The 7,995-nt window shown below is 42.4% G+C and carries 5 protein-coding genes and 1 rRNA gene; 4 read left to right on the top strand and 2 right to left on the bottom strand.

Annotated features, from left to right (window positions below; all coding sequences use genetic code 11):
• The first annotated feature begins 7 nt into the window (after positions 1 to 7).
• Positions 8 to 124, top strand: a 5S ribosomal RNA gene (gene rrf, locus B9G53_RS14620).
• Between the two features lie 162 nt (positions 125 to 286).
• Here the strand turns inward: rrf and B9G53_RS14615 are convergent.
• Positions 287 to 1,516 (bottom strand): ABC transporter substrate-binding protein, encoded by a 1,230-nt coding sequence (locus tag B9G53_RS14615; protein ID WP_094533547.1) that lies wholly within the window; start codon positions 1,514 to 1,516, stop codon positions 287 to 289.
• Between the two features lie 277 nt (positions 1,517 to 1,793).
• Here B9G53_RS14615 and msrP point away from each other — a divergent pair, with 277 nt between their 5' ends.
• Positions 1,794 to 2,756, top strand: coding sequence for a protein-methionine-sulfoxide reductase catalytic subunit MsrP (gene msrP / locus B9G53_RS14610; RefSeq protein WP_094533545.1), 963 nt, complete (start codon positions 1,794 to 1,796; stop codon positions 2,754 to 2,756).
• Positions 2,757 to 2,821: 65 nt separating this feature from the next.
• Here the strand turns inward: msrP and B9G53_RS14605 are convergent, their stop codons facing one another.
• Complete coding sequence (locus B9G53_RS14605; protein ID WP_094533543.1) at positions 2,822 to 5,056, bottom strand: PhoX family phosphatase; 2,235 nt, start codon at positions 5,054 to 5,056, stop codon at positions 2,822 to 2,824.
• 204 nt (positions 5,057 to 5,260) lie between these two features.
• Here B9G53_RS14605 and B9G53_RS14600 point away from each other — a divergent pair, with 204 nt between their 5' ends.
• Positions 5,261 to 5,680: a hypothetical protein gene (locus B9G53_RS14600; protein ID WP_094533541.1), complete on the top strand. Its 420-nt coding sequence runs from the start codon at positions 5,261 to 5,263 to the stop codon at positions 5,678 to 5,680.
• 51 nt (positions 5,681 to 5,731) lie between these two features.
• Positions 5,732 to 7,786 (top strand): FAD-dependent oxidoreductase, encoded by a 2,055-nt coding sequence (locus B9G53_RS14595; protein ID WP_094533539.1) that lies wholly within the window; start codon positions 5,732 to 5,734, stop codon positions 7,784 to 7,786.
• Positions 7,787 to 7,995: the final 209 nt, after the last annotated feature.

Below are 7,995 nucleotides of genomic sequence, written 5' to 3'. Positions count from 1 at the left end.
AAGTTTGCTTGGTGTCTATGGTGCGGTGGAACCACTCTGACCCATCCCGAACTCAGTTGTGAAACGCTGTCACGGTGAAGATACTTTAGGGGTAGCCCTACGGGAAAATAGCTCGATGCCAAGCTTAATTTTAAAAAAAAGATCCTAATCTTACTAAAGATTAGGATCTTTTTTAATTTGTTTCACAACAAAACCCAAGAATTGAATGGCGGCGCGAAGCGCTGCCATTCAATTCTTGGGTTTTGTTGTGTTCTAAGATAAATGAGACTGTAGCTATAATGTAGAGCTATTGGATGAATGTGAACTTGCCGCTATTGCCGTCAGCTTCCATTTTGATTTGGGCTACAAAGAATTGTTTTTGCTGGATTTCGCCTTCAGGAGTGAAGGATATTTCACCGAGCGGCGTAACGTATTTGCCTGTTAGCAATGTGTCGTTTAGTTGTGTGCGAAGCTGTGGTAATGTCAGTGTATTTAGCTTAGTCTTTTTATCGAGAGTACGTAATGCTTCTACAAATACTTGTACTCCTGTAAATGCTTGAGCGCTAAACTGGGGCGGTTCTTTTTTGTTCTGCTCAGTATAGATCTGACGGAATGTGGTATTGATTTCATTCTTCAATTCAGGGCTATAAGCTTGGGCAATGATAATTCCATCACAGAGGGCTTTACATACTGGCAGAATATTGGAAGTATTTAATCCATTCCCACCGATGATCAGACCTTTATAACCTAGTTCACGCAACTGTTTGACAAGGTTTCCACCATCAGCAGATAGACCTGAAATGATAATTAAGTCAGGCTTGATATTAATGGTGTTTGTCACTTGAGATTGAAAATCGGTATCAGTAGTTTGGAAGGTTTGGATAGTTGCAAGGTCTAACCCTTTTTGTTTAACTGTCTCTTGGAATGTGCCTGTTTCAGACTTACTAAAGGCATCATTTTGGGCGTAGAAAACCGCTACTTTTTTGATTTGAGGATTGATTTTGAGGGCAGCCTCGATCGCATTGGGAGCAACTACAGCTACAGGAGCTGATACCCGTGAAATATATTTACCAATTTGAGGAATTCCTTTAGCGGTATTCGATGGGGCGATCACGGGCACGCCTGCACGTTCAGCAATCGGATCAGCGCTAAATGCTTGCTGCGAAAGTGTTGGACCAACAATACCAACAACTTTATCTTGGGAAATTAGTGTATTAAAGGCGTTAATTGTACCCTGCTCATCACCTGCGGTATCTTGAAAAATTAAACGAATTGGAGTGCCATTGATGCCACCTTGTTGATTAAAATAGGTTTCAGCAATTTTTGCACCTGTGACCTGTTCTTGTCCTAGTAATGAAACGTTACTAGTTTGAGCAACTGCAATACCAATGGGAATTGGGGTTTGATTACTGGTAGGGCTATTGTTTGGAGTTGTTGTGTTTGTATTATTGCTAGTTGGGGTACAAGCTATTGCAAGTAAGCAAGATATCAGAGCCGCGATCGCAAAGCTGCAAAGCTGTTTTGTTATTTTGTTCATTAAGTTAGAATTCTCAAACGTTTTTTCTCAAATTAGTCTATAGCTTTTACTGCGGTTTTTTATAGCAATTACCGATCAAACGAACTGCAAGAGAATGTTTGAAAGTATTGTTTTGCAACACTTTCAAATATTCTCTTGATTTGGGTTTGAGCGCAAAGCGCTGTAAATGGGTTTGCTCAAAAGGATGGGCGGCGCTTCTCGCTGCCCATCCTTAGTCCATTCTTGATTGGTGATCCGTCTACTATAGTTCTAGGCTCTAAAATAGTTGAATGTTCTTATGACTTTGATCAAGATTCTTCCAGATTGGTTTCTGCCTGAAAGTCAAGCAACCTCAGAATCAGTTTATCTAAATCGGCGGAGATTTATGAAGAAAGCTGGATTAGGTAGCCTGAGCATTATGGGATTATTAGCTGGCTGTCAAACCCTCGAAGAAAAAAAAGCCATTGTCAAACAAAAACTACTAGACGATCGCTTAAAAGCAATTACCACTTCCCGCAATCTTGCTTTTACCCTTGATCGTCCAATTACCGATGAATATAGTGCTGCTATTTACACTAATTTTTATGAATTTAGTGGAGATAAAGATGTATGGGAGAAAGTGGGGAAGTTTCAACCGCATCCTTGGACTGTGGAAGTATCTGGCTTGGTTGCAAATCCCCAAAAATTTGCGATCGAGGATTTAATAGCCAAAATGCCTATCGAAGAACGACTCTATCGCCATCGTTGCGTAGAAGCATGGGCAATGGCAGTTCCTTGGATTGGTTTCCCCCTCAAGCGATTAATTGAATTAGTGGAACCAAAGGCTAATGCAACCCATGTTAAATTTACAACTTTCTTTCGACCTGAGCAGGCAAGAAGACAAATTTTGCAGAGCGAGCCTTGGCCTTATACGGAAGGTCTAACAATTAAGGAAGCGATGAATGATCTTGCTTTTATGGCTGTGGGCATCTATGGACATGAGTTACCCAAACAACATGGTGCTCCGATTCGATTAGTTTTGCCTTGGAAATATGGCTACAAAAGCATTAAATCGATAGTCAATATTGAATTTAGCGATCGCCAACCAGCTACATTTTGGAATACACGTATTCCCCAAGAATATGATTTTCTTGCCAACGTCAACCCCAATATTCCCCATCCCCGTTGGTCGCAGGCTAGTGAAAAGATGCTAGGCACAGGCGATCGCTATGCTACGCAAATGTATAACGGCTATGCCTCTTATGTATCTAATTTGTATTAAGGGTTCACGTCTATGCACGTTAGTTTTAAAAGCAGAAAACGACTATGCCGTTTTCTGCTTTGGTGTTAGATCGAGCTATTGCTAATTTTGCGAATGGCAACCACTGCTGGTTTTGGCGAGTCATTGGGCTTGAGGGAGGGCCAGTTGGAGCCGATGGGAACTTTACGAGTTTGCATGAACTCTTTGCCATCTGTGGTTCGCATCGCAAATTGACGCGATTCAGAGGTCATATCTTTGCGAGTACCTCTAACTTCCCCAGGGTGCTGCACTGACAGGAATAAAGTCTGCTGATCGCTGGAGAAAAATGGACCTGTGGTTTCACATTCCATTGGACCAAATCCAAATAGAAAAGCCTTCCCAATATCAGCGCCAGATGTTGGTAAAAACCAGATAGAACTGTTGCCGTAAAGTCCGCGTAAGTCTGATTGACTGACAGATTTACCAGACTTGTCCTTGCGACTAGGAATCGCGAGGTTATACTTGTCAGTTGACATGTCGGTAACCATCCAGAGATGACCACTGCGATCAATCGCTAAGTTATCAGGATTTGCAAAACCCAGACCTCCCTCCGCAGGTTCGCCACCTGTAGCAATCATTGACCATTGGAAGTTCATTGCATTGGGTTGATTTTCCTGCTCATTTAAACGCATGATCCAGCCATATTCATAAGCTTTGCCATCAGCACCTTTAAAGATTCTCAAATCTGGACTACCATCGCTATCACTCGCAGCACCTGAGGTAAAAGTAATAAATAAAGAACCATCTGGGGCTACTTTAGTATCTTCAGGACGGGCGGCACAGGTTGCACCAATAGCATTAGCCGCATAGTGAGCGTCGATCAAAATTGCGCCTTGCTTTTCGCGATCGCTACCTACATACAAATCACCCAAGGTTTTGAACTTGGACTTAAATTCCGAAATCTCCTCTTCTTTAGTTGCTCGGAAAATCCCACCTGTGGGTCTTTGGGGAAGGGGCAACATTTTCCCAGCAAGGACATCTAATCTATGGGGATTGATTGGGGTAGAAGGTTCTAGAGCAATCCAGCTACCCGTACCATCAGCATTAAACTTAGCCGCATAGAGCATTCCTGATTCCAAAAGTTGAGAATTACCCTTGTCTTTAGGATCGTTGACAAGCCCTTTGCTAACAAATTTGTAAAGGTGTCCACCACGGCGATCGCAACCCGAATAAAATACTAGTGGCTTGTCAGCTTCGGCGCGAATGCCTACCGCTTCATGGCGATAGCGTCCTAGCCAAGTGTGCTTTGTGCCATAATCCTCAGGATTAGCAGGGTCAATCTCTACCATCCAGCCGTATTTGTTACCTGCTAAGCCCAACACATTGGCGACACCATTGAGATCTCCACTGTCCTTAATGAATTTTTTCTTACTCGGATCGAGGGAAGTTCCATCAGGCATGACTGGTTCTGGTACAAAATCTTGAAAATTCTCTTCGGCGCTAAATACAGTTCCCCAAGGGGTTGTACCACCCGCACAATTGTTAAATGTCCCAATAATGCGATCGCCGATTTTATCGGTATAGCCTAAACCATTCTTTTTCCGAAAAATTGTGACAGCAGCCCCTGTTGTCTTGAGATAGCGACCATCATCTAAACCTGAGATGCCAGTAATGCGGCGATCGGCTTTGGAATTTGTCCGCACCCATTTACCTTCAGAGGTTCGACGTACCGAAATTACACCAATTCCCAAATCAATCAGTGCTTCTTTGGAGATCAGCTCAATTTTGGCTTTGAGAGGATCGCTTACTGGTAAAGACCATGCATCAATATCCTTAGTACCACGAGCTTTAAGGGCTGAGTCAACTTCATCAAATGGTAATTTTTTACCAATAACCTTTGCATAGGATTGCTCCCAAGGAATACTACTAATGTATTCAAAATTGACGGTTAGATATCCTTCATTCGCACTTGTTTCAATCAGAGATAAATAATCATTGTTATAGCCAAAACGCGAGTCACCCACTGGGTCGCCCCATGCGGCAATGACATCATAGATAAATCCTTCAGGTAAAACTAGATCGTCAGCTACTTCAAAAGTTCTATAAAATTGACTCTGTTTTGATGGTGCGATCGCATCAGTTACTAATGGCATTGGGCCTTTAATCGGTTTAAAGTTTAACTGTGAAGAAGATGTTGCGGCTAGAGCTTCACTGTTTCCTTCAGACCCCATAAAAGGCATCGAAAATTTGGAGACTGAGCGATCGCGAGATCCTACGTCAAATAACATTGCTCCGCCAATTCCACCGATAAAAGTTAGGAAATCTCTGCGTTTAATGGTCATGTTTTTTGATAGCTTTCTAAAGTTAGTTTCGTGAGGATTGACGATAGTTCTAACTTTAGCGTCATGAGTTTAAGGCTAGGTAAAACTATGGATAAGGAAGCAATTTTTGATGGCTTGGCTTCGCCAAGCCATCAAAAATCCTAGCGAGATTGAATGAATCGAAACTGCGCTCAGTCTGCAAATTTGTTTTAGGGTAGGTTAACTATGTTTAGTTTTGCGATTCTCTCTATTTTTTTCTATCTAATTACAGGATTATTAATTCTTTTCTGTTTGACTCTAATTATTAACTTTGTAAATAATCGATCATTTAAATTCCCAAACAATCGAAATTTAGAATGTTTTGGAGAAGTTTTGGGTGCTTTATGCGCTACAGGTATTCTAGGGACTTTATGGAATTTGGGGCATGGAGCAAATGCCAAGGGCAACTGGTATACAATATTTATCCAAATGCCTCTGTATGGATCTCTACTAGGGGGAATTCTTGGTAAACTCGTTGGAGAAAAAATCTTATCAAAAGCACCACGTTATTTACAAAGATGGCTGATTGTAATTACCATAATAATTGCTCTAGTAGCACTTTATAGCTACATCTACACTGGAGCAACTAGTTATGGAGATAATTGACTTAAAAATGCTCAATGCTAATTTCAGATGATATCAGTGACCCAAAAACACATGTCAAAATCATTGCAAAATCTTGCTTCTAAAGTTCGGTTCTTTATCTTTGCGATTGGCTCAATCTCTTTAGCAGCAGCACTTACTGATCAGGCGATCGCCCAAATCTCTATTCCTAAAGCCCCAGATCGTAGCGAAGAGTGCGAAATTCTAATTGTGGGTGGTGGTGTGGCAGGAACAGCTACGGCTTATGAAGGATTGCTAGCAGGACGAACTGTTTGCATGACCGAGATTACAGATTGGGTCGGTGGACAGATGACTTCTCAAGGTACATCGGCTTTAGATGAAGCGAAAAAACAGCGCAATCTCTGGTTCTTTCCCCAAGGTTATACAGAATTTCGGAAGAGGATTGAGCAGAACTATGGCAAATTGAACGCGGGAGATTGTTGGGTAAGTGTGTCTTGTTTCATTCCCAATACTGCTCAGCAAATATTAGTGGGAATGTTGCAGGAAGCGGCGCAAAAGGGCAATGGTAAATTGAAATGGTTCCCGAATACAGTAATTAAAAAGCTGGAAATGAGTACTGACGGCAAGCTAATCGATGGTGCGATCGCCATTCAGCATAGCCCTACACCCAATACGCCACCGTTAAATACTGAGCCACTTTCATCAATCATTGAAGATGCTTATCGCTACGAAAATTCATTGCGATTAAACAAGCAAATTATTCGGTTCATTCCGCTTGTCAGCACTGAAAAGCGTCCTAGTGATTGGTTTGTGATTGATTCGACGGAAACAGGGGAAATTATCGCTTTAGCCGATGTTCCCTATCGTTTGGGTATCGATCCGCGATCGCATCTCAATCCATCATCACCCGTCACCGAGAATGATCCATACTGCACGCAAGGCTTTACCTATACCTTTGCAATGGAGCAAACTGCCGAAGCGCAACCCCAGCAAAAGCCCAGTTTTTACGATCTCTATTTACCCTATTACGGCTCTGACCCAAAACCTAATCTCGCCAACTTTGACACGATCTTTACCTATCGCCGTATTTGGAGTGCTGAAGCTGAAAATTCGAAAAAGAATGCCTTTGGAGTTTCGGCTATGAAAGCTGGTGATATCTCCATGCAGAACTGGGTTTGGGGTAATGATTATCGTCCGGGAACTGACAAAGACAATCTCATTTATTCGAGAGAGCAGTTGCAAAAATCAGGACAGTTGGAGCCAAATGGATGGATGGGAGGTTTAAGAGCGGAAACCCTCAAAAGTGGTGAAGAAATTGCCCTTGGTTTTTACTATTGGCTAGTAGCAGGAACGACCGACTCACAGCAAAAAACTGATTGGAAAAAGCCTTTCCCTAATCATCGTTTGCTGACTGGATTCGATTCGCCAATGGGAACTTTGCATGGACTATCCAAATATCCCTACATTCGTGAGTCCCGTAGAATAATTGGTCGCCCTTCCTACGGTTATCCTGAAGGATTCAGCATGTCTGAAATTGATGTATCACAAGTAGATTTTAGTACTGAAATCTATCGCCAAAGTCTCTCTGAGCAAACCTATCGCAGTTTATGGAAAGCTCTAGCAGGTGTAGAGTCAGCTAGTGCCATTAGAAATAATACTGAGCCGCAAGAGATTTCCCGCCGCACTCGTTCTACGATTTATCCTGATGCGATCGGTATTGCTCAGTACTATCTCGACTTTCATCCTTGCCTGAGCGAATATCCCGTCGAAAAAGCTGGCAATACCGAAAGAGCAGGAGTTCGCAATGGACATGGACCAGCGTTCCCAGGACAAATTCCGTTGCGATCGCTAATTCCTCAAAAAGTCGATAATCTGATCGTATCTGGTAAAAACATCGCCTTTAGTTATATCGTTGCCGCAGGTTATCGTGTCCATTCCTACGAGTGGTCAGTGGGAGCCGCTGCTGCAACGACTGCATCCTTTGCGCTAGCTGAAGGGCTACTTCCCTATCAATTAGTTGAAGATTTACCGCGAGTGAGTCCCAAGCTTTCGCAATTACAACAGATGCTAGTAAAAAATAATAATGCGATCGCCTTTCCTGACACTTCTATTTTTAATCTCAATTGGAGTGATTGGAAAATTTGGTAAACAAAAGCAGCCATGCAAAGCATGGCTGCTTTTAATAACTGACGTTACGTGGAACCCTCATCCCCCATCCCCTTCTCCCGCAGGAGAAGGGGACTGGAGTCTAGACTAAGTTGATTAAGAAAATCAGAAAAAGAGCAGGAAGAAGCAACCCAGAGAATGGAGAACTGAGCAAATCCAAGAGAATGAAAAGGAGAATATTTAGGATTAGG

Origin of the sequence: Pseudanabaena sp. SR411 (assembly GCF_002251945.1) — a bacterium.
Taxonomy (GTDB): domain Bacteria; phylum Cyanobacteriota; class Cyanobacteriia; order Pseudanabaenales; family Pseudanabaenaceae; genus Pseudanabaena.
Note: the sequence above shows the minus strand (reverse complement) of the source record. Positions and strands in the feature narration are given on the sequence as shown.

Bases quoted from the DNA above. Each gene is read 5' to 3' on its own strand.
- B9G53_RS14615 (WP_094533547.1), bottom strand. From the start codon at position 1,516: ATGAACAAAATAACAAAACAGCTTTGCAGCTTTGCGATCGCGGCTCTG.
- msrP (WP_094533545.1), top strand. From the start codon at position 1,794: ATGACTTTGATCAAGATTCTTCCAGATTGGTTTCTGCCTGAAAGTCAA.
- B9G53_RS14605 (WP_094533543.1), bottom strand. From the start codon at position 5,056: ATGACCATTAAACGCAGAGATTTCCTAACTTTTATCGGTGGAATTGGC.
- B9G53_RS14600 (WP_094533541.1), top strand. From the start codon at position 5,261: ATGTTTAGTTTTGCGATTCTCTCTATTTTTTTCTATCTAATTACAGGA.
- B9G53_RS14595 (WP_094533539.1), top strand. From the start codon at position 5,732: ATGTCAAAATCATTGCAAAATCTTGCTTCTAAAGTTCGGTTCTTTATC.